Annotated in this window: 17 protein-coding genes; 3 read left to right on the plus strand and 14 right to left on the minus strand. The window is 71.5% G+C overall.

Going from position 1 to position 20,246, the window contains the following annotated elements; genetic code table 11:
• Position 1: 1 nt before the first annotated feature.
• From hydA to ACWEFL_RS18645, 6 genes are all read right to left on the minus strand, one after another.
• Positions 2–1,405 (minus strand): dihydropyrimidinase, encoded by a 1,404-nt coding sequence (hydA, locus tag ACWEFL_RS18620; protein WP_451713538.1) that lies wholly within the window; start codon positions 1,403–1,405, stop codon positions 2–4.
• Positions 1,406–1,576: 171 nt separating this feature from the next.
• Complete coding sequence (locus ACWEFL_RS18625) at positions 1,577–2,857, minus strand: aspartate aminotransferase family protein (protein ID WP_451713541.1); 1,281 nt, start codon at positions 2,855–2,857, stop codon at positions 1,577–1,579.
• Positions 2,854–3,696, minus strand: coding sequence for a nitrilase-related carbon-nitrogen hydrolase (locus tag ACWEFL_RS18630; protein WP_451713543.1), 843 nt, complete (start codon positions 3,694–3,696; stop codon positions 2,854–2,856). The genes ACWEFL_RS18625 and ACWEFL_RS18630 overlap by 4 nt, the downstream gene beginning before the upstream one ends.
• A gap of 149 nt (positions 3,697–3,845) precedes the next feature.
• Positions 3,846–5,531, minus strand: a complete 1,686-nt coding sequence (locus ACWEFL_RS18635) for a hypothetical protein (protein WP_451713544.1) — start codon at positions 5,529–5,531, stop codon at positions 3,846–3,848.
• 94 nt (positions 5,532–5,625) lie between these two features.
• On the minus strand, positions 5,626–6,018 hold the full coding sequence (locus ACWEFL_RS18640) for a PPOX class F420-dependent oxidoreductase (protein ID WP_451713546.1): 393 nt from the start codon (positions 6,016–6,018) through the stop codon (positions 5,626–5,628).
• Between the two features lie 282 nt (positions 6,019–6,300).
• On the minus strand, positions 6,301–6,555 hold the full coding sequence (locus ACWEFL_RS18645; protein WP_451713548.1) for a helix-turn-helix domain-containing protein: 255 nt from the start codon (positions 6,553–6,555) through the stop codon (positions 6,301–6,303).
• A gap of 55 nt (positions 6,556–6,610) precedes the next feature.
• On the opposite strand from ACWEFL_RS18645, the gene map reads away from it, so the two are divergent.
• Entirely contained in the window at positions 6,611–7,378 is a 768-nt protein-coding gene (gene map, locus ACWEFL_RS18650; RefSeq protein WP_451713550.1) for a type I methionyl aminopeptidase, read from the plus strand.
• A 318-nt stretch (positions 7,379–7,696) separates the two neighbouring features.
• Here map and ACWEFL_RS18655 read toward each other — a convergent pair whose 3' ends face one another.
• Entirely contained in the window at positions 7,697–8,038 is a 342-nt protein-coding gene (locus ACWEFL_RS18655) for a CU044_2847 family protein (RefSeq protein ID WP_451713552.1), read from the minus strand.
• A 42-nt stretch (positions 8,039–8,080) separates the two neighbouring features.
• On the opposite strand from ACWEFL_RS18655, the gene ACWEFL_RS18660 reads away from it, so the two are divergent.
• Positions 8,081–9,376, plus strand: a complete 1,296-nt coding sequence (locus ACWEFL_RS18660) for a hypothetical protein (RefSeq protein WP_451713554.1) — start codon at positions 8,081–8,083, stop codon at positions 9,374–9,376.
• Here ACWEFL_RS18660 and ACWEFL_RS18665 read toward each other — a convergent pair.
• The 5 genes from ACWEFL_RS18665 to ACWEFL_RS18685 form a co-directional block, all read right to left on the minus strand.
• Positions 9,362–10,027 carry an NUDIX hydrolase gene (locus tag ACWEFL_RS18665; RefSeq protein WP_451713557.1) on the minus strand — a complete coding sequence of 222 codons (666 nt, stop codon included), beginning with the start codon at positions 10,025–10,027 and terminating at the stop codon, positions 9,362–9,364. The genes ACWEFL_RS18660 and ACWEFL_RS18665 overlap by 15 nt on opposite strands.
• A 19-nt stretch (positions 10,028–10,046) precedes the next feature.
• The gene (locus ACWEFL_RS18670) at positions 10,047–13,259 is read right to left on the minus strand and encodes a trypsin-like peptidase domain-containing protein (RefSeq protein WP_451713560.1); all 3,213 of its coding nucleotides are present in this window, start codon (positions 13,257–13,259) and stop codon (positions 10,047–10,049) included.
• 48 nt (positions 13,260–13,307) lie between these two features.
• Complete coding sequence (locus ACWEFL_RS18675) at positions 13,308–14,018, minus strand: glycoside hydrolase family 75 protein (RefSeq protein ID WP_451713563.1); 711 nt, start codon at positions 14,016–14,018, stop codon at positions 13,308–13,310.
• A gap of 178 nt (positions 14,019–14,196) precedes the next feature.
• Positions 14,197–16,005 carry a gamma-glutamyltransferase gene (ggt, locus tag ACWEFL_RS18680; protein ID WP_451713565.1) on the minus strand — a complete coding sequence of 603 codons (1,809 nt, stop codon included), beginning with the start codon at positions 16,003–16,005 and terminating at the stop codon, positions 14,197–14,199.
• 768 nt (positions 16,006–16,773) lie between these two features.
• Complete coding sequence (locus ACWEFL_RS18685) at positions 16,774–17,070, minus strand: hypothetical protein (protein ID WP_451713567.1); 297 nt, start codon at positions 17,068–17,070, stop codon at positions 16,774–16,776.
• A gap of 434 nt (positions 17,071–17,504) precedes the next feature.
• On the opposite strand from ACWEFL_RS18685, the gene ACWEFL_RS18690 reads away from it, so the two are divergent.
• Positions 17,505–18,239 carry a hypothetical protein gene (locus ACWEFL_RS18690; RefSeq protein ID WP_451713569.1) on the plus strand — a complete coding sequence of 245 codons (735 nt, stop codon included), beginning with the start codon at positions 17,505–17,507 and terminating at the stop codon, positions 18,237–18,239.
• Between the two features lie 460 nt (positions 18,240–18,699).
• Here the strand turns inward: ACWEFL_RS18690 and ACWEFL_RS18695 are convergent, their stop codons facing one another.
• Positions 18,700–19,575, minus strand: a complete 876-nt coding sequence (locus ACWEFL_RS18695) for an amino acid ABC transporter permease (protein WP_451713570.1) — start codon at positions 19,573–19,575, stop codon at positions 18,700–18,702.
• Positions 19,572–20,216, minus strand: a complete 645-nt coding sequence (locus ACWEFL_RS18700; protein ID WP_451713573.1) for an amino acid ABC transporter permease — start codon at positions 20,214–20,216, stop codon at positions 19,572–19,574. The genes ACWEFL_RS18695 and ACWEFL_RS18700 overlap by 4 nt, the downstream gene beginning before the upstream one ends.
• Positions 20,217–20,246: the final 30 nt, after the last annotated feature.

Consider the following 20,246-nt stretch of genomic DNA (forward strand, 5'->3'; position numbering starts at 1 on the left):
CTTACAGGTATTGGCAGGTGGAGCGGTGGACGAAGGCCCCGTGGCCGGCCCGGCCGGTGTACTCGCCCCGGTCGATGACGAGTTTCCCGCGCGAGAGCACGGTGTCGACGCGCCCGGTGATCCGGCGGCCCTCGTACGCCGAGTAGTCCACGTTCATGTGGTGGGTGTCGGCCGAGATGACCTGCTCGGCGTGCGGGTCGTAGAGGACGATGTCGGCGTCCGCGCCCGGCGCGATGGTGCCCTTCTTCGGATAGAGGCCGAACATGCGTGCCGGGGTGGCGCAGGCGATCTCGATCCAGCGGCGGCGGGTGATGTGCCCGTCCAGTACGGCCTGATGGAGGAGGTCCATGCGGTTCTCCACGCCCGGCAGCCCGTTGGGGATCTTGGAGAAGTCGCCGCGGCCCAGTTCCTTCTGCCCCACGAAGCAGAAGGGACAGTGGTCGGTGGAGACCACCTGGAGGTCATTGGTGCGCAGTCCGCGCCAGAGGGCCGCCTGGTGCTCCCTCGGCCTCAGCGGCGTACTGCACACGTACTTCGCGCCCTCGAAGTCCGGCTCGGCGAGATTGTCGGTGGACAGGAACAGATACTGCGGGCAGGTCTCGCCGAAGACGTCGAGTCCCTTGTCGCGGGCGGCGGCGAGTTCGGCGACGGCCTCCTCCGCGGAGACATGGACGACGTAGAGCGGCGCCCCGGCGACTCGTGCCAGCTGGATGGCCCGATGGGTGGCCTCGGCCTCCAGCAGCGCCTTGCGGACCTCGCCGTGGTAGCGCGGATCGGTCTCCCCGCGCGCCAGGGCTTGCTCCACGAGCACGTCGATGGCGATCCCGTTCTCGGCGTGCATCATGATCAGCCCGCCGTTGGACGCGGACCGCTGCATGGCGCGCAGGATCCGGCCGTCGTCGCTGTAGAACACGCCGGGGTAGGCCATGAAGAGCTTGAAGGAGGTGATGCCCTCCTCCACCAGCCGGTCCATCTCCTTCAGCGACGACTCGTGGACGTCGGAGAGGATCATGTGGAAGCCGTAGTCGATGGCGCAGTTGCCGTCCGCCTTGGCGTACCAGGCGTCCAGTCCCTCGCGCAGGGAGTGGCCGACCGACTGGACGGCGAAGTCGATGATCGTGGTGGTGCCGCCCCAGGCGGCGGCCCTGGTCCCGGTCTCGAAGGTGTCGGAGGCGAAGGTGCCGCCGAACGGCAGCTCCATATGGGTGTGCGCGTCCACCCCGCCCGGAATGACGTACTTGCCGACCGCCTCGATGACACGGTCGGCGGTCCAGGGCTCGGCGGCGGCGCTGCCGTGCGCGGCGAGCGCGGCGATCCGGCCGTCCTCGATCAGTACGTCCGCGTGGATCTCGTCCGCCGCGGTGATGACGAGTCCGCCGCGGATCAGGGTGCGGGTGCTGCTCATACTGGTGCGCTCCCTCTCGTACGTACGAGTCGGTGCAGTCGGTGGTCACGGGTCGGGCCCGGCCGGGGTCGCGGGTGCGGGCCTGTGCCCGGAGGGCCGACGCGTACCGGCCGGCTCCGCCATGGCGTCGGCCGGCCGTGCCGGTGCTGTGACCGGACACGTTCGCCGGTGCTAGATGCTGTTGAGGGCCTGTTCGAGGATGGCCGCGCCCTCTTCCGCCTCGGTGACGGTGAGCGACATCGGCGGGGCGATGCGCAGGGCGCTGGTGTTGTGTCCGCCGCCCTTGCCGATCAGCAGCCCTCCCTCGCGAGCCGCCTCCAGTACGGTCGCCGCCGCCTCCGGAGCGGCCCGGTCGGTGCCCGGCCGGACCAGTTCGACCCCGATCATCAGGCCGCGTCCGCGCACTTCCCGTACGGCCGGCACGCCCGCGGCGATACCGCGCAGCCGCTCGATCAGCAGCCCGCCGACACGGCGTGCGTTGCCCTGGAGGTCGTGCTCCAGCAGATACGAGAGGTTGGCGAGGCCCGCGGCCATCGTGACCGGGGAGCCACCGAAGGTCGAGATGGAGTTGGCGTCGAGGGAGTTCATGATCTCGGCGCGGGCGACGACCCCGCCGATGGACATGCCGTTGCCGATGCCCTTGGCGAAGGTGAGCATGTCGGGCGGGCCGCCGCGCGCATGGGCCTGCCAGCCCCAGAAGTTGTCGCCGGTACGGCCCCAGCCGGTCTGCACCTCGTCGGTGATCCACAGAATGCCGTGCCGGTCGAGGACTTCACGGAAGGCCGCGTACAGCCCGTCGGGCGGCGAGGTGAACCCGCCGACGCCCTGGACGGGTTCGGCGATCAGCGCGGCGACGTCGTGGGTGTGGCCGAGCAGATCCTCCAGATCGGCGACGCACGCCTCGATGAACCGCGAGTCCGTGAGTCCGGCGTAGGGGCCGCGGGTGCGCACGCCGCCGTGGACGTACAGCGTCTGGACCGGGGAGAGGTTCGTGGGCGACCAGGCGCGGTTGCCGGTGATGGAGACGGCCGAGAAGGAACGGCCGTGGTAGCTGTTGCGCATCGCCAGGATCTGGCTCGATCGGCGGTGGGCGGTCGCGAGCAGCAGGGCGGTGTCATTGGCCTCGGTGCCGGAGGTGGTGAAGAAGACGCGGGCGTCGGGGATCCCGGAGACGGCGGCGATCCGCTCGGCGAGTTCGATCATCGGGCGGTTGAGATAGAGCGTGGAGGAGTGGAGGATCCGCCCGGCCTGTTCGCTCACCGCCTTGGTGACCTCGGGGAGCGCGTGGGCGGTCATGGTGGTGAGGATGCCGCCGAAGAAGTCGAGATAGCGGTTGCCTTCCGCGTCCCAGACATGGCGGCCCTCGCCGTGGGTGAGCTCGATGGGCTGCCGGTAGTAGAGCGCCGCCCAGTCGGGGATGACGGCCCGGTGGCGGTCGTACAGGCTGTTCACGGCCGCACCAGTCCCTCGTACGCGTCGGGCCTGCGGTCGCGGTAGAACGCCCACTGCTGCCGTACGGTGTCGATCAGCTCGAAGTCGAGGTCTCTGACGAGGAGTTGCTCCTCCTTGTCGTCGGCGACCTCGCCGACGAACTGTCCGCGCGGGTCGACGAAGTAGCTGGTGCCGTAGAAGTCGTTGTCGCCGTACTCCTCCCGGCCGACGCGGTTGATGGCGGCGATGAAGTACTCGTTGGCGACGGCGGCGGCGGGCTGCTCCAGCTGCCAGAGGTAGGCGGAGAGGCCACGCGAGGTGGCGGACGGGTTGTAGACCAACTGCGCTCCGGCGAGGCCGAGTTGGCGCCAGCCTTCGGGGAAGTGCCGGTCGTAGCAGATATAGACGCCCACCTTGCCGACGGCGGTGTCGAAGACGGGCCAGCCCGCGTTGCCGGGCCTGAAGTAGTACTTCTCCCAGAAGCCTTTGACCTGGGGGATGTGGTGCTTGCGGTACTTGCCGAGGTAGGAGCCGTCGGCGTCGATCACCGCGGCGGTGTTGTAGTAGAAGCCCGCGCCCTCGATCTCGAACACCGGCACCACGATCACCATGCCGGTCTCGCGGGCGAGGTCCCGCATCCGCCGGACGGTCGGGCCGTCCGGGACGGGTTCGGCCCAGCGGTAGTGCTCGGGCTCCTGCACCTGACAGAAGTAGGGCGCGTTGAACACCTCTTGGAACCCGATGACCTTGGCGCCCTGGCGGGCCGCCTCACGGGCGTGCGCCTCGTGTTTCGCGATCATCGATTCGGTGTCGCCGGTCCAGGTCGCCTGGACGAGTGCGGCGCGTACGACATGGGCCATGAGCTGCTCCTTCGACCGGGCGTCAGCGAGCCTCTACGCACGTAGACACGTGGCGTAGTTGGAGAACCTAGGCCCCGTCACAGACTGGGGCAAGACCATCGCCGTCAACCCGCTGCATCGATCTCGATTCACCCGTACGGCTCAGCCGGTCAGTCGGCCAGGTGGCCCGCGCCCCGGAGCGCGTGTCTCAGATCGCGCTCGTGCGAGCGCGAGTGGGCACGCGCGGCGTCCAGCAGCCGGGGGACGAACAGTGCCGGATCGTGGCCGGCGATCCGGGTGCAGTCCTCGGCGGAGTGCTGCCGCGCATACACGGTGAGCAGGGACTTCGCCTCGTCGCCGCGGCCCGCGTCCTCCAGGGCCAGCAGCGCGACGGCGAACTCGTCGGCGGGCCGGGTGACGCCGTGGCGCAGGAGCTGGGCGCTGTCGTGGGTGCGGCCGGCCGTGGAGAGCGCCCCGACGATGTCCATGAGCCTGGGCACCGGCTGTGACGCCGCGTCCCACAGCAAGGTGGTCCAGTCGGCGCCGAGTTCCGCACGGTCCAGTTCGTCCGCGAGGACGGGCAGCCAGGGCGCGGGCAGCGCGGCGGCCTGGCAGAGCACGACGTGCGCCTCGCCGCCGCGGTTCTCGGCCCGGAGACGTACGAGGGTTTCGACGGTCCCCCGAGCGGCTTGGACGGCCGCCTCGTCGTCGGCCCGGGGACCCGCACCCGCCGCGGCGGGCCGTGAGGCAAGGATTCCCGCGCCCCGGTAGCGGGCGCCACGGGGCGCGTCACCCGCGACGGGCGGGGGCGCGGATACGTCGGGGGCGTCCGCCGCCGTGTCCTCGATCCCGGCGTAACGCGCGCCCAGGAGGCGTCTGCGCTTGGGCTTACGGGCGGAGGCGGACGGGTCCGTGGCGGGGTCGGGCGCCGGTGCGGGCGGTTCGGCCGCCGGACGCCGGGCGGATGGCGCGGGGGTCTCGTCCGGGGCGGGGCCGGGGGCGTGCCCGGCGGGGTGCGGCGTCGGGTCGCGGTCGTACGGTCCGGGGACCCGGCGGTTGTACGACCCGGCGATCCGGCCGGAGCGAGGCGCGGGGGTGTTCGGGGGGTGCGGCCCGCGGGGCGGCTTCGGGGGCTGTTCCTCCGGGTCGGCCGGGCGGCTCACCGGACGCGCCCGGTGCGCCGAATCCCCGGTACCGGCACCGGAGTCGTCCCGCTCATGCGTGGGCGCGGCGACGGGCGGGGGGCCCGAGGCGTCGGACGCGGCTGCCCGACCGGGCCTCGTCGGCGCGGAGCGCGGGCCCGAAGCGGGCACGGCGCGCCCGCGCCGCTTACGGCCCTGTTCCGGAACGGCGGCCAAGGAGGCCAGCCGGGAGCGGAGTTCGGTGATCCGCGCCGCCGCCCGCGCGTGGTCGTCCCGCGTCCAGGTCAGCTCGTACGCCAGATCCTCCGCCGCCTGGGTGCCCTCCGGCTCGGAGGCCAGACGGCGCGCCAGGCCGTCCGCCCGCGCCGCCGCGTGGATCAGTTCACCGCGCATCAGCTCCAGGCTGTCCGCGAGGTTCTCGCGACCGCCGGGCCGCCGGTCGTACGCGCTCACGGCGGCCGCGTGGAGCCCGCGCGCCCGAAACCGCTCGCGCTCCGCGAAACCGGATCCGCGCGCCGCCGTGAGATCGTGCAGCAGCGCCTCGACGACGTCCCAGGGCGGGACCTCCACACCGTCCAGACAGTCGCGCATGCCCTCGGGGTCGCGCTGCAGGAAGACGCCGTACCAGCCGCCGTTCCGGTCGAGCTGCGCGGTCAGCCCCTTCAGATACCGCGCGAACACACCGGTTTCCACCGGTAGCTGATGCACCGCCATCGTCGCCGCCCCTGTCCGGTGTCCGGAGAGTCACACAGTGAATTGCATCGCAGCCGTGTCACGAGGCTGCTACGCATGGATTAAGACGCGTCGATCAAGCCCGCTGTCCGATGGTGATCGCGATCCCGGCGTGGGGCCGCTTCCCCCGCCGTACGAGCGTCGCGGGCCAGTCGACCAGCCAGAACTGCCAGGTGTACTTGCGGGCCACGAGCTTGCGGACGGCGACCGTTCCGGCCTCGTCGAGGAGTTCCCCGGTACCTTCGGCGCTCAGGGCGCCGGGGGCGATACGGCCGCGCGCGTCGCACACGCTCACCGACACCCGGCCGTCGTTGCGGAGCCGTCTGACCTTCCAGGAGTCGCTGTTGGTCCAGACGTACAGCTTCCCGCCGTCCTCGGCGAACCAGACGGGGGTCGCGACGCCGGTCCCGTTCTTCCGGAACGTCGTCACGCTGATGTACCGGGCGGAGGCGAAGTCCTTGGCAGTCACGCCGTGAGCGTACGCCGCGGCACCCCGAAGGCGCGCTCACCGCCCATGCGGGGCACCCGGGTCATGGCCGAAATCGTGCGCCCGGAAAGTCCGCGTACGGAGCGTCCGCGTACGGAGCGTGGGGCGTCGGTCGGCAGCCGGGCCGGGGAGTTCTCCCGCCGCGCGGCGAAGGTCCGGGACGTGGGGGCCGCCCGCACCGACCGTCGCCGTACGACCGGGGCCTGCTCGCCGTCGGCGGCGAGCCATCGCGCACGCGGACCCGGCCCGCGACGGCGGGACGGCTCACGCCGCCGGAGCCAGGGCGCAGTGGGTCACCAGGGTGTCCATGGAGAGTCCGAGGACGGCGGCGAGTGCGGCGACGGTGAAGAAGGCGGGGGTCGGGGCGCGGCCCGTCTCGATCTTGCGCAGGGTCTCGGCGGAGATCCCGGCCGCGGCGGCCACCTCCGCCATGCTGCGTTCGCCGCGCTCGGCACGGAGCAGCCGGCCGAGCCGCTCGCCGCGTTCGCGCTCTGCCGGGGTGAGGGGGGTACGGACCATGACGGTATTGTAATGCCGGTATTGAAATACCGGCCTGATCGGTACAGTCATGGGCATGGTGGAGATCAAGACCGATACATCGATCGAGGCGATGCGCGAGGCGGGACGCGTGGTGGCCCAGGCGCTCACGGCCGCGCGTGAGGCCGCCGGCGTGGGCGTCAGCCTGCTGGAACTGGACCGGGCCGCCCGCGCGGTCCTCGACGAAGCCGGTGCGGGGTCGCCCTTCCTGGGCTACCGCCCGGACTGGGCCCCCGTCCCCTTCCCCGCCGTGCTCTGCACCTCCGTCAACGACGCGATCGTGCACGGCGTCCCGGACGGCTACCGGCTGCGGAACGGCGATCTGGTGAGCATCGACTGCGGTGCGATCCTGCAGGGCTGGGTGGGCGACGCGGCCGTCAGCTTCACCGTCGGCCGGGGCCGGCCGGAGGACCAGCGGCTGATAGCCACCGCCGAGGAGGCCCTGGACGCGGGCATCGCGGCGGCCGTCGTCGGCAACCGCATCGGGGATATCGCCCATGCCGTCGGCCGGGTGTGCCGTGCCGCGGGGTACGGCATCCCGGACGGTTTCGGCGGACATGGCGTGGGGCGCCGTATGCACGAGGACCCCGGCGTACCGAACGAGGGGCGCGCGGGGCGGGGGATGCCGTTGCGGCACGGGATGGTTCTGGCGATCGAGCCCATGGTCATCGCGGGCGGCACCGACGGCCACTACACGGCGCGGGACGGGTGGACCATCCGCACGAACGACGGCAGCCGGGCGTCGCACGCCGAGCACACGGTGGCGATCACGGACGCCGGACCGCGTGTGCTCACAGCGCTCTGAGCGGGCTCGCTCTCAGCGGCTCGCTCTCAGCGGCTCGCTCTGAGCGGACTCGGTGAACCGCGCTCGGCTTCTGGCGCCATCGGCCGCGAGTCCCGCCGGGTGAGAGGATCAGCGGCCGAGTCAGCCGCAGCGACTCGGCCGCACTGGCCTCGTGAGGTCGTTCACCGCAGGCGAGGTCGTTCACCGTCGGCGGGTGCGGCTCCGCGTGGGCGGCCCGATATCCCGAACCCCCGCGCCGCACCCACCCGCGCGGTCACGCCCCCGGCTTCGTGGCCCCGCCGCTCAGGTCCCCGGCGGTCCTGTCACCGCCGGGGTACGTCATTCCGTCGGCGTCACCGTGGCCCGCGCTTCGGAGTCGTTGCGCCAGGTGACCGTGACCTTGAGTGTGGCCGAACCGCCGGCCTCGGTGAGTACGCTCACCAACTGGCCGCTCTTCACGGCGACTTCGATGCCGAATTCGAGGGCGACCTCGTCGGGCGCGGCGTTGCGCAGCCCTTCGCGGACGCTGCGGGTCAGGGATTCCAGGGTTCGCGGCAGATCGTCCAGCCGACGGGACAGGTTGTCTCCGAAGCCGGTGTCCCTCGGGCCTTCGTCGTCGTCGGCGACCCGCACCCACATCGGCGTTCCATCGGGCATCTCGGCACGGACCAGCTCGGACACGCGGAACTCCTCGTAACAAGACGGCACCTTCCAAGGAGCAGTATGAGCGCAGCGCGCGGCGAACGGTCATGCTGGGGACCTCAACTCGCGCCGAACGGGGAACAGTTCATGGAGAAGATCTACCTTTCCGATGTCGAGATCCACCGCCAGTCCCCCATCGCGAAGGCCGAGGACCTCCGGGCACGGGTCCTGTTCCACGTACTCCTCTCCGACATCCTGCTCATCGGCGACTCGCAGTCCCTCAACACCCCTCTGTTCCGGGCCCTGGTGACGCCGGAGGAGGCCGTCGGCTCCGTACGGTCCGACCTCGGGCAGCTGCTGGAGAACGGGCGGATCAGGGTCGCCCGCCGGGACGGCCAGACGCTGCGGGAGGTGAGGGCGTCACAGGAGTCGCGGGACGTGGAGCACGTGCCGAGCATCGCGTACGCAGAGGAGATGGACCGCAGGACGGCGGGGCACGCCGTCGCCTATGACTTCGGTTCCGTGGCGGCGGCCTTCAAGTCCGGTGTGCTGAGCCTGGTGGAGGCGCAGGCCGGCCGGGCCGAGGGGGAGACGCGGAGGACCCTGGAGGCGGCACGGGACTTCATGGCGGGTCAGGAGCCGCTGTTCTACAAGGGGATCAGGGACTGGGAGGACGTCTATCGGGCCGAGTCGGGGCACCGGAGCGCCGAGGTCGTACTGGCCCTGGGGGCCGTCGACCTGGCCGCCGGGGAAGCGTACCGGCAGGCGCTGCCGACCGTGCTGGGGGCGGGCACGGCCGCTCCGCTCAGTACCGAGGCGCAGGTCGGGACCCCAGGCCGTACGGTCGCCGAGCTGACCGCGCTGCCCGCCGGGATGCTGGACGGCTTCCTGCTCGGCCGACTGCCCGTCGAGGTGTTCCTGGAGGCCGCCGAGCAGCCCTCCCGCAAAGCCGTCGTGGAGGAGTTCGCGCTGCTGCGCCGGGGGCAGTCGCCCGACACGGCCCGGTTGACGGAGGCGATGGCCGAGTTCAGCGTCTGGATGCAGGAGGCGTTCGACCGTGCCTTCCGGGGCACGGACGAGCGGGCGAGGGCCGTACTGGACGGACGGCGGAATCTGATGCGGTTCGGGATCTCCGAGGACGCGCTGACGGGGGCGCTCGGAGCCGGACTCGACGTCCCGTCCGGGCCGTACGGATCCCCCGCCCGGCACGGCCAGGGCGGACGCTCCGCGAGCGGCGGCCACGGGGACGGCGGGAGGTATCTCGACCTCACCGTGGTGGACCGCGGTGTCCCGGCCGCGGACCGCGCGGCCGGGATCGAGCCGCTCGACGACAGGCGGATGCGGCAGCGTGTCATCACCGGGTCATACGGCGGCTGATCCCGCGGCGGCGGCACCCGCTTCCCCGGCACCCGCTTCCCCGGCGGCCGGGAGAGCGGTCGCCGGGAGAGCGATCGCCGGGGCCGCGCTCGCCGCTCCTTGGGCGAGCGCGAGCGCGGCGAGCGTCACACCGCAGGTGACCGCGCCCTTTCTGAGCCAGGCCGGAATCTCGCCGGGCAACGCCCAGACCGGTTCGGCGAAGGACTCCATCGTCTCCGGTCTGGCGGCGGCCCGCGGGGCGGTGATCCGGGCCACGAAGACATGGACCTTCGATTCGATCAGGCCCGTCTCGGCGTGGATCACTCCCAGCGCGCGCGGTTCCTCGCACCGGTAGCCGGTCTCCTCCAGCAGTTCCCGTTCGGCGGCGCGGGCCGGCGGTTCGCCGCTCTCGCAGCCGCCTCGCGGGAATTCGAGCGACACCTCGCCTACGGGGTAGCGGTACGTCGGCACGAAGGCGTAGCCGTCCGGTCCGGTGGGCACGACGACCACTCCCTCCTGGGACCACTGCCAGCGCAGATACCTGCCCGCGGCCCCGGACGCCGATTCGACCTCGTCGTCGAAGAGCGTGCCGAAGCGGTTGTGGAAGACCTCGACGGCCTTCCGGCGCCGAATGGGGGCGGGCACGGCCTGTGCTGACGTGGCGTCGTCCATGCGGAAGCGTTCCTCTCTCTCACCTGCTGCGGTCCTCCGTCGCGGCCCGCATCTCCAGCCAGGATGCGTGCTCGTGGGCGAATCCGTCGAGTTCGGCGCTCAGGGGCACCAGCACGGACAGTGCTGTCGTCTGCTGTTCGCGCAGCCGTGGCGAGGCGTGCAGCGGGAGGGCCGCGCGCCGGTGGGCCGCCTCTCGGAGGACGAGGTACGCGTCGGTGTCACGGCCCGCCCTGATGAGCCCGAGCCCGTGGCGCTGCAGGGTGTCGGGCAGCCGGGCGAGGTAGCGGCCCGGCCGCCTTTCGGCCAGTTCCCGCAGGAGTTCCACGGCTTCGGCGCCGGAGGTGAGGGCCAGTTCGGTCAGTCCGGTGCGGTGACGGCACTCGGCGAGGACTTCCAGACAGGTCAGCAGCACGTCCTCTCGGGCCTCCCCCTCCGGGACCCGCGCGCAGCGTGTCACCCCCTCGGCCGCGTCGGCGGCCGCGCCGTTGACCTGGCCGTCGCTGAGGCGCAGCAGCGCCAGGGTGCTGAGGGCTCCAGCCGTCCCCATGGGGTGTCGGTCGGCGATCCGCCGGTAGATGGCCACGGCCTCGACGGCGTGTTCGAGGGCGGTCGGGGTGCGGCCGGCGCGGTGGAGGACGAGGCTCAGATTGTGCAGCGCCGCCGCGTACTCGGGCAGGTGCCCGTCGACGGGAGCGAGCAGTTCGGAAGGGTCGAGCAGGTCGGATGGCACGAGCAGGTCGAAGGGGTCGATCGGGGCGTGCGGGGCGGAGAGAGCGGAGGGATCCCCGGCGGCGGAGTGTCTGACGAGATCGCGGCCGAGCAGGACGGCCTCGTCTGCCGCCCGCAGCGCCTCGGGGCCGCGTCCGCTCTCCTCCAGCCGCAGGCTGAGGCGCAGCAGCCGACGGAGGCGGATCAGGGTGCTCTCCACGGTGACCGTGGTGTCCGGCAGTGCCAGCAGGCGTTCGAGTACGGACGCGGAGACGGGCGAGAGGCTGGAGGGGTGGCCGGGCAGCCGGGCCTCGATCCGGTGGAGGAGGTCGGCGTCGCAGTCCTGGATCAGGGGCCGGATCAGCTCCGCGAGCGGTTCGGCGTGGGGTACCCGCGCCCCGGTGGTGGTGAGGGCGGGCAGGAGCCGGGGGTGCTCGCGTACGACTTCTTCCAGGGCGCCGTCGATGATCGCGTGGGCGGGGTGGTCGGCGACGCGGCCCACGGCGGTGCAGCCACGGGCGCGGGCCAGGACGTCGAGGGTGTCCAGCACCGCCGCCGTATGGTCGCCCCGGAGGTCGCCCGGATCCAGGACCGCGGTGAGATAGCCGACTTCGTCTCCGGAGCTCTCGGGCTGCCGGAGTACGCGCCGTACGAGGATCTCGCCGATCCGGTCGGGTTCCAGGGGGGCGACGCGGTCGCCGTCCGAGGGGTACAGCTCGCGGAAACAGGTGTACAGGGCGGGCGTGTTGAGCGCCGGCAGGCCGGGGAAGGCCGCCTCGCGCACCCGGGCGATGAGCGCGGTGAGCTGTCGGCGGCCACGGCGCGGGGCGAGTGTGGGTATCAGCAGGATGCCTTGGGCGAGCCGCTGTCCGCTGCGGCCCGCGAGCGGGCCCTCGCGGCCGAGCCGGTCTTCGAGCAGGGCGTGCCAGCCCCGGATCTCATGGCCGCAGATCCGTTCGAGAGGGTCGTCGTCCTCCGCCCAGGTCTCGCCCCGGCTCAGGGTCAGAACGGCGTCGAGCGCGGTCGCCAGTACGCCGAGGAGCGAGTCCTGCGCCCCGGCGCGGCGGTCGAGGGAGGCGGGAGGAAGGATCTGGGGGCAGTTCAGCAGCCGGGCGAACTCCTCGAAGGCTTCCGTGGCCAGCGCTCCGGGCTCCTTGGCGGCGATGCCGCTGGGAAGCCTGCGCACGCTGGCGCCGTGCAGGGCCCAGTCCCTGATGCCGCTTCCGTCGAGTTCCTCGCGCAGCGCCGGCCACAGCGGTTCCTCGGAGCGGGCCAGCAGCAGTACGCGGAGGGTGTACGGGCCGACGGGCCGGTTGCGGTGGACGTGGGCGAGGAGGGTGGTGATGTCGTCCAGCCGTGCCTGGGCGTAGTCGAAGACGGCCAGGACGGGGAATCCGGCGATGAGCGCGTCCGTGACGTCCTCCAGCCGGCGGGCCCGGTCGATCGGGTCCTTGAAGGCGTCCCGTCCGGCGAAGCCCGCGATCCAGCCGTCGTCGCGCAGTTCGCGGCAGAGTTCGGCGGACAGCCGGGTCTTGCCCGAGCCGCCCGGTGCGTACAGCAGCCGGAGGAGCTGGTCGGGGGCCTCGCGGCACCACTGGTGCAGTTCGCCGAGTTCGGGGCGTTCGACGAAGGGCATCGCGCCGTGCGACAGCAACTGGGCGGGGGTGGCGGGCGGGGTGGGGACGGCGGGCGCGGGGGCGGCCGGAGTGCCGGCGCGGTCGGCGTCCTGGTCACCGGGGTACCGGCCTCCGGAGTGCCGGCCTTCGGCGTACTGGACTCCGGGGTCGGGGCCGAAGAGGGCGTTCTGCCTGCGCCGGCGTTCCCGTGCCGTGTCGAACCAGACCGTGCCGGGCCGGTGGGTCCCGTGGTTGCGTTCCAGCAGGCCCGGTGAGCAGTCCTCGACCGCGTCGACGGGGATGAGCCAGCCGCCGAGCGCGTTCTTCTCACCGCGGGACGCCTTGAGGATCCCGCAGACGCGTCCCGTCGCCGTGTTGAGCACGGGACCGCCGCTGAATCCCTGCACCACCTGGTCCCACTGGAGCCGGATGTACCGGCCGCTGCGTCCGGCGACCTCCAGCCGGAGCGTGTCGGGCCGGACTCCGGGTTCCAGGGTGTGGTCGCTGAAGCCGTGGACGGAGACGGAGGCCGACTGGAGAGGGGCCGCGGTGTCGAGCCAGACGCCGTCCCGGCCGTCGGCCGGTTCGGCGAGCCGCAGTTCGGCGAGGTCGGGGTAGCCGTAGACCCTGCCGCCTCCGCTGGTCTCGGGCGCCATCCGCACGATCTCGGCGGCGACGGGCCGGCCGTCGACGGTCGCGGTGAGCCCTCGACGTCCGGCCACGACATGGGCGCAGGTGAGCACGGTGTCCGGGGAGACGAGGAACCCGGTGCCGCAGAAGGCCCCGGCGGCGCCGGACCCCGCCGCCCCCGCCCGGATCCCGACGACATGGTGCTCCGTCAGGATCCGGAGCCGTTCCAGCGTTCCGTCACCGATCTTCCCGGACGCCGTCATATGATCCCCCGTCATGCGTTCCCCCGACCCCCGTCATCCGTTTCCCCGCCCGCGGACGTGGGGCTAATTGTCCCGCAGGAACTTCCTCGCCAGCGAGTCCCCGAGGGCTACCGCGGCGCTGTGGCTCTCGATCGGCCTGACCTTGGAGTTCTTGAACAGGATGTAGGTCACTCCGGAGGAGACCCCGCCCGACACCGGGTCGGGGTCGACGCCCAGGGACTTCGCCATCGCGTACGACGCCTCGCCGATGATCTTGCGGGGGCCGGTGTCGCCGACGACTCCGTACCGGACCTTGTTCTTGTAAATGACGGCGACGACCCCACCGCCCTTGATGCCGGAGCCGGAGTACTTCCAGATGTCGCTGGGGGTCGGGACGACGACGTACGGCAGTTTCCCGGAGTTCAGCGGTTTGCCGTTGGACTGGTGGAAGGCCGTATCGGGCAGGAACCAGGGATCGGTCTTTCTGTTGCAGACGGCGGTGACCTGGCCGTCGCAGGCGATGTCCATGTCGGCCTTCCAGTACACGGCGCCCTTCTTGCCGCAGACCGGCACTGTAGCCGCCTTCCCGGCGTCCTTCCGGTACTTGCCGTTGGAGATCCGGTCGCAGTTCGTCAGCTTGGCCAGCAACTCGGCCGCGCCGACCGTCCCCTCCTGTACGCCCTGGGCCTCCGGCGCGACTGCGTCGTGCCGGGCGGGGCTGGCCGTGGCGGGCAGCGCGGCGGCGAGGAGAGCCGCTCCGGACACAGCGGCGAGGGCGAGGGTACGAGAGTGCATGTCAGGTTCGTCTTTCTGTGCGGTTTCCGCGCGGAAAAACGTCCTTACCCACTCCGGGTGACAACCGATCAGGCCACCTGACCACGCCGATCCGGCCACTTGGGCAACGTCTGCGGCCCGCCCGACAGTTGGCTGCCGGGCGGGCCGCAGGCGGATAGGGCCGGACGGGGTACGGCCGTCAGGGCCCGGCGGCGGGCTGGACGACCATCGCGGAACCGCCGCCCCTGCGGACCTTCTCGGCCGCCGCGCGCCAGCGGCCGTCGGGCAGCCGCTCGACGGCGGTGGCCGCGCCGATCTCCGGGTTCAGCCGGAAGGCGTGGCCGATCCTCTCCAGTTCCGCGCGGAGCGGGCTGTTCCACAGCGCGGGCTCCAGCTCCGTCGTCGGCTGGTTGCGCTGGCTGGCACGTGGCGCGGCGATCGCGTCCACCAGGGGCAGGCCCCGGTCCAGGCGGCCCGTCAGGACCTGGATGACGGTGGTGATGATGGTCGCGCCGCCCGGCGTGCCCAGCGCGAGCACCGGACGCCCGTGGTCGAGGACGATCGTCGGGGAGATCGACGAGCGGGCCCGCTTGCCGGGGCCCGGCAGGTTCGGGTCGTGGACGGCCGGGTTCGCCGGGGCGAAGGAGAAGTCGGTGAGTTCGTTGTTGAGGAGGAAGCCGCGTCCGGGGACGGTGATGCCGCTGCCGCCGGTCGACTCGATGGTCAGCGTGTAGGCGACGACGTTGCCCCATTTGTCGGCGGCCGTCAGATGGGTGGTGTTCTCCCCTTCGTACGCGGTCGGGACGGCCGCCCCGGAAGCGCCGCACGGGACGGGGTGGCGCGGGTCCCCCGGCGCGAGCGGACTGGGCAGCACGGCATCGTTCTTGATCAGGCACTCGCGCGAGTCGGCGAACCGCTGGGAGAGCAGCCCCTTCACCGGTACGTCCTCGAACGCCGGGTCGCCTATCCAGCGCCCCCGGTCGGCGAACGTGATCCGGCTGGCCTCGATGAACCGGTGCAGATACCGCGCCTCGGCGGCCTTGGACAGATCGGTGCGCTCCAGGATGTTGAGCGCTTCGCCGACGCTGGTACCGCCCGAGGAGGACGGAGGCATTCCGTAGACGTCGAGCCCCCGGTAGGACACCTTGGTGGGCGTGCGCCGGATCGTGTCGTAGGAGCTGAGATCACCGGTCGTCAGATCGCCGGGCCGTACGACACGGGTGATGCCCTCGGCCGTCGGGGGCTTGCGGACGGTCCGCACGATGTCGCGGGCGATGTCGCCCTCGTAGAGGGCTTCGGTCCCCTCTCGGGCGATCTCCCGGTAGGTGCGGGCCAGGTCCGGGTTCTTGAAGACCGAGCCGACGGCCGGGGGCTGCCCGTCGGGCAGGAAGAGCCGGGCCGTGTCGGGGAAGTCGGCGAAGCGCGCCTGGTTGGCCTCGGTCTGGGCGCGGAAGGTGGCGTCGACGGTGAAGCCGTCCTTCGCCAGCAGCTCGGCCGGTTTCAGCAGCTGGGCGAGGTTCCTGCTGCCCCACGCGTCCAGCACGGTCTCCCAGGTGGCCGGGGTGCCGGGGGTGCCGACGCCCAGTCCGCTGGTCCGGCCCTCCTCGAACGGGATGGGCTTCCCGTTCTCCAGGAAGAGGGAGGGGCCGGCGGAGCGCGGTGCGGTCTCACGGCCGTCGACGGTGTGGACGGTACGGGACCCGGCGTCGTAGTAGACGAAGTAGCCGCCGCCACCGATGCCCGCGGAGTACGGCTCGGTGACGCCGAGGGCGGCGGCGGTCGCCACGGCCGCGTCCACGGCGTTGCCGCCGCGCCGCAACACCTCGATCCCGGCCGCCGATGCGTCCACGTCGACACTGGCGACAGCACCGCCGTGACCGACGGCCACCGGCGTCTTCACCGGGGTTCTCGGTGGCGGTGCGTGGGTGGGCGGGGCGGCCACGCCCATCGAGACCACGGCCGCGAGGGTGGCCAGGACCGAGACTGTCCGCGCGGTGGGGCGACGCATCCGTACCTCCGGTCGACGGGGAGTCAGCGCAAGCCAGCGCAGCGTAACGGCACCGCCCCGACGGCGTCAGGACCGCGTCGGAGGACAGGCCCCGGCAGTATCGGCGACAGGGCCTGAAAGATGCGGGGGCGGCCGGCACACGGGGCGCGCCGGGAGGCTCCTGGAGTCCGCCGGAATCGGTGCTCCTCCCGGCGGCGGACCGCCGCCCGTACCCGATCCATGGTACGCGCGCACCCTGCGCCCCGCGCCGTGGAAGCGCTTCTTCCAGGTCTGGGACATCCCCGACGCGGCGGGGGTCCCGGAAGGCGTGTCCCCGCGGTCGGCGGGGCAGCCTGCCCTCAACGAAGTCCACCGGACCTGGGAACTTCGCCTGGGCCCGGCGAACGGGGCACGGGGAACGGCGAGATGCGGCCCGCCTCTCGCAACGGGTCACCGACTGGTCACCGTTGGGTCACCTGCGGATCCCCCGGCCCCGCCCCGACGGCCTCCGCCCGCCGTCCGTACCGGTACGCGGGCCCCACCGGCCCGCCGGTCGAACAGCTTTGGTCGGAGCCGACTCCCACTGCTCCGTCGGGGGCGCTGTACGCCACGGCGGACCCATCGCCAATGGCCGAAACACAACGGGTCGCTGACGGGCGACGACCATCCGCCGACCGCCTCAACACGGCGTAGAGGCACCCCCGCCGACCCCGGCATCGACGCCACCCTGGTCACCTGCCACTCCGAGATATGGTCAGGCCGCCCCGACCTGCATGCGCAGCAGCCGACTCACCTCGGATGTCGCCGCCACTCCGCCCGGACCACGCGGCAGGAGGCCACGAGACCCCACACCAGCAGGACGTTCACCACGGCGGAGAGTGCGTACACGATCACGGAGCCGACTGGTTCCGGCATCACCCCTTCGGGGTGCCCGAACACGACGTCGAGCGGCTGGGCGACGAAGACGAACAGCAGGACCAAACCCGGCAGGGAGACATCCTGCGTCCAGGAGTTGGCCTCCGGATTCGTCGTCATGCCCGAGATCAGCCCGGCCACCGTGACAAGTCCGATGTAAACGGCGGCCACTCTCCACGCCGTACTGGGGGTGCACGCGAATCTCATCACGTCGGCTCTCTCCGCTGCGGTCGGACGGGCAAGGCGGAACCCGCGAAGGGCGCGGGTGCGCCATGGACACCCCAATATTTGAACACGTTCAACTAGAGAGGCGGTACCCCACCCCAGGACGCCGGCGAGGAGGCCGGTGACAGTTCGGGGGTCGAGGGTGCGGATCTTTGTGCAGAGTTCGGCGCGGGCGGGGCGGCCGACGGCAAGGCCGCGGCGCGAGGCGGAGGTCCGCGGCTCGCACGCGCCGTAGCGCGGTCCGACATCGCAGCGCCGTACTCGCGCGGCCCGACGACACCGGGGTACCGCCCGTGCCCGCAGGGCACACGGGGAGAAATGCCGTGGAGGACGTCGCGGGCCGGTGAACGCCTCCGGCCACAGCGCTAGCATGCGCGCCCATGGATGACGACATACGCAACATCGTGCTCGGGCTGATCGCCGCGGGGATCAGCGCCTCGGCCGGCTGGCTCGCCCGGACCGCGATCTGGCGGCGCAGGCTCCGGCGGAAGCAGGAGTTCTTCGGGCTGCCGTCGAACTCCGAGTCGCTGCTCGTGGTCAACCGTGAAGCGGGCCGGGACGGTTCCGTGCACCGCTTCGACGTCTTCGCCCTGCTGGAACTCTCCGCGCTGATCAAGGACTGCGGGGCGCATGCCCAGATCCTCTGGCACGACCTGGCCCAGCAGGGCATCGGGGACAGGACGGAATTCTGCGTCGGAGGGCCCGTGTCGAATCGGCGCATGGCTGCTCATCTACGCAGCCTGCTGCCGGGGGTCCGGGTGAACACCGACCCCGAACCGGGGCCCGACCAGGGCGCGTTCCGCATCGGTTCGGAGTTCTACCGGATCGAGCCGGGCGTCGCCGAGTATGTGTTCCTGGCCCGGCTGACGACCGGGGACGAAGCACGGCCGGTCTTCCTCTTCTGCGGCCAGCGGGCGATCACCAATCAGGCGGCCACCCGCTATCTCGCCCGCAACCACGAGAAGCTGGCCCGTAGACACGGCGGCGCGAACTCGTTCTGTCTGCTGCTGAAGGTGGTCAACTCCCAGGCGTACGGCCCCGATGTGGTCGAACTGGTCGCCGATGTGACCCGCGTGGCCCAGACCCCGCTGCCCGCGCCGAGCGTCTCCCGCTGATCACGGCCTGCCGTTCGACGCCGTCCGGCAGGCGGAGCGGTTCGCCTCCGTACGGCGGACGCGCGGTTGGGCGTGACCGTGCCCCACGGCCACCGGTTCCAAGGAGAGCGGCGCCCTCGTCGCGTGTCCTGGCGACGAGGGCCCGCTCGGCCTCGGCAAGCCGGTCGGCGATGTGCCGTACGCCTTCCACCGCGGGACGCCGGGCAAGCCGTCCGCCGCCGGCCCGGAGCTGTGCTCCACGGCCGGTGACGTCATGGCCGCCACCGCCTCGCTGTGGTCGTCGACACCGTCGACCCGCTCTCCACCGAGCACGACTCCGCCGACGCGCAGCTGACCTTCTCCTCGTCCGCGGCCGACCGTCCTGCTGTCGGTCCCGCCGTACCAGAAGTGATCACCGGCTGCTGCCGGGGTTCCCCTCGCGAGGGGTTCGGGCCGTGCCCCATGAACTGCCGCCCGTGTACTACGCCCTCCCCGTCGCGGGGGGACCTTCGGACAGCAGCGTCCCTGGTTCGGCCGGGGGGATGTCCACGGCCTCGGTCTTCGGATCGCGACGCTGCCTTCTGGCCAGCCGGTTGGCGAACCAGGAGAGCAGCATGCACATCCCGATGTAGATCGGCGAGATCACCATCACCACGGGGATGAACGGCAAATCGTAGTCGAGGTTCGACGCGATCAGCTTTCCGGCGTGGAGGAATTCCTCATAGGTGATGAGATAGCCGAGCGAGGTGTCCTTCAGGGCGACGACCAGCTGGCTGATGATCGCCGGGAGCATGGCACGTACGGCCTGGGGAGCCAGGACATGCGTCATGACCTGCGTCTTGCGCAAGCCCAGCGCGTACGCGGCCTCCCGCTGGCCGCGTTCCACGGAGTTGACGCCGGTACGGAAGATCTCGGCGAGCACCGAACCGTTATAGAGCGTGAGACCGGCGACCAGCGCGGGCAGCGGCTGCACCTTCAGCGCCACGAAGATGAAGAAGATCATCACCAGGACGGGCATGGCGCGGAAGAACTCCACCAGCGCCGTGGAGACCCAGCGCACGGCCCGGTGTTCGGAGAGCCTGCCGGTGGCGAGGATTCCGCCGAGCAGCATGGAGAGCACGGCCGCGTACGCGAACGCCTTGAGCGTGTTGCCCAGGCCCTTCAGCAGCAGCTCCTGAATTCCCTTGTATGCGAAGGGAGTCCACTTGGCAGCGGTGAACTGGCCGGTGTCGAAGAGGAGGTACAGGATCCAGCCGAACAGCGCCAGGATGGCGATGGTCGAGACGATCCCGTAGAGCCGGTGCCGTCGGCGGGCGGCCGGCCCCGGAATGTCGTAGAGGGCGGTGGAATCGGTCATCCGGCGACTCCGTAGCGCTTCTCCAGCACGTTGAACAGCGCACTGATGGACAGGGTGATGATCAGGTAGCCCACGGCGATCCAGACGAACGTCCAGACGATGTTGTAGCCCAGCTCGCTGAGGGTCTTGTAGGTGCCGAGGAGTTCGGTGACGCTGAACGCGCCCGCGATCGCGGAGTTCTTGGCGAGCGCGATGAGTGTGGAGCCGACCGGCGGGATGACGGTACGGAACGCCTGCGGCAGGATCACACCGCTCAGGGTCTGTCCGAAGGTCATGCCCAGGCTGCGTGCCGCCTCGCCCTGCCCCTTGGGCACGGTGTTGATGCCGGAGCGCAGCGCCTCGCAGATGAACGCGGAGGTGTAGCAGCCGAGGGCGAGGACCGCGAACAGTTCGAAGGGCAAGACCACTCCGAAGCGCGGCAGTCCCAGCACGACGGCGAAGAACAGCAGGGTGAGCGGGGTGTTGCGCAGTACGGTCACCCAGGCGGTGCCGAAACCGCGCAGGGAGGCGACGGGCGAGACCCGGAAGGACGCCATCAGAAAGCCGAGGGCCAGGGCGAGCAGCGAAGAGTAGAAGGTCAGCTCGACGGTGCCGAGGAAACCCTGCCGGTACAGGGAGAAGTTGTCGGTCAGTACGTTCATGTCGTGCGCTTCGGTCCTTGCCTGCTGTCT

This window comes from Streptomyces sp. NPDC004838 (assembly GCF_053600955.1).

Bases quoted from the DNA above. Each gene is read 5' to 3' on its own strand.
- hydA (WP_451713538.1), bottom strand. From the start codon at position 1,405: ATGAGCAGCACCCGCACCCTGATCCGCGGCGGACTCGTCATCACCGCG.
- ACWEFL_RS18630 (WP_451713543.1), bottom strand. From the start codon at position 3,696: ATGGCCCATGTCGTACGCGCCGCACTCGTCCAGGCGACCTGGACCGGC.
- ACWEFL_RS18635 (WP_451713544.1), bottom strand. From the start codon at position 5,531: ATGGCGGTGCATCAGCTACCGGTGGAAACCGGTGTGTTCGCGCGGTAT.
- ACWEFL_RS18645 (WP_451713548.1), bottom strand. From the start codon at position 6,555: ATGGTCCGTACCCCCCTCACCCCGGCAGAGCGCGAACGCGGCGAGCGG.
- map (WP_451713550.1), top strand. From the start codon at position 6,611: ATGGTGGAGATCAAGACCGATACATCGATCGAGGCGATGCGCGAGGCG.
- ACWEFL_RS18660 (WP_451713554.1), top strand. From the start codon at position 8,081: ATGAGCGCAGCGCGCGGCGAACGGTCATGCTGGGGACCTCAACTCGCG.
- ACWEFL_RS18665 (WP_451713557.1), bottom strand. From the start codon at position 10,027: ATGGACGACGCCACGTCAGCACAGGCCGTGCCCGCCCCCATTCGGCGC.
- ACWEFL_RS18670 (WP_451713560.1), bottom strand. From the start codon at position 13,259: ATGACGGGGGATCATATGACGGCGTCCGGGAAGATCGGTGACGGAACG.
- ACWEFL_RS18675 (WP_451713563.1), bottom strand. From the start codon at position 14,018: ATGCACTCTCGTACCCTCGCCCTCGCCGCTGTGTCCGGAGCGGCTCTC.
- ggt (WP_451713565.1), bottom strand. From the start codon at position 16,005: ATGCGTCGCCCCACCGCGCGGACAGTCTCGGTCCTGGCCACCCTCGCG.
- ACWEFL_RS18690 (WP_451713569.1), top strand. From the start codon at position 17,505: ATGGATGACGACATACGCAACATCGTGCTCGGGCTGATCGCCGCGGGG.
- ACWEFL_RS18695 (WP_451713570.1), bottom strand. From the start codon at position 19,575: ATGACCGATTCCACCGCCCTCTACGACATTCCGGGGCCGGCCGCCCGC.
- ACWEFL_RS18700 (WP_451713573.1), bottom strand. From the start codon at position 20,216: ATGAACGTACTGACCGACAACTTCTCCCTGTACCGGCAGGGTTTCCTC.